Here is a 600-nt window from a genome sequence, read left to right on the forward strand (position 1 = left end):
TTGTGGGCTAGCAAGCCATTTCTTTCCGCCCCGGCTCCATAATCGAGCTCTCTTGTAGCCGCCATCTTCGACGAATGCCTTGTACTCTTCATTGGACACCAGCGTAAGAGAGATAGCGAAGGCGTCTAGCTCGATTTCGAATCCGGGCTTCTCGTTATCGAATGCGAAACACCCGGCGGCGTGCGTATCACGGTTCGGCATTCCGATTCGGTATACGCCGGAGCTCACCACGACGTCTTCGGCACGCATCGGCGACGGGCCCGGTGTGGAAGGGGCCGCCGACAACGCATCGGCAAACGCCGCGTCGTTGTAAACCGCCTTGTTGTAACCTAGGGTTTGGCGACACCAAAGCAGGGATTCGATATGCATGTTTTGATGGTAGATGGCATACCGGTATAGGTAGAGATGCTCCGGGGTCAGTGGCGTTTCGACAATGCGCGCGAGAATAGCCTCATGGACTGCATCGACGTATTTTATCGTGTTCTCCCTGTCGGGTACGAGCCCAGGCGTCCATCGGTCCCGATGGTCGATATTGAAGGAATCCCAGATATCGTCCATGTCCGGGTCCGAGCTTGCCGTGTTGTCGAGTGCCCTCAGGAT

The 600-nt window shown here is 56.3% G+C and carries 1 protein-coding gene; it reads right to left on the reverse strand.

Annotated elements, in window-relative coordinates; all coding sequences use genetic code 11:
* Positions 1–558: SUMF1/EgtB/PvdO family nonheme iron enzyme (locus CKO31_RS26380; protein ID WP_200243976.1), on the reverse strand; the 558-nt coding region annotated here is incomplete at its 3' end.
* Between the last annotated feature and the right edge of the window lie 42 nt (positions 559–600).

The sequence above is a fragment of the Thiohalocapsa halophila genome (assembly GCF_016583825.1).
Taxonomy (GTDB): Bacteria; Pseudomonadota; Gammaproteobacteria; order Chromatiales; family Chromatiaceae; genus Thiohalocapsa; species Thiohalocapsa halophila.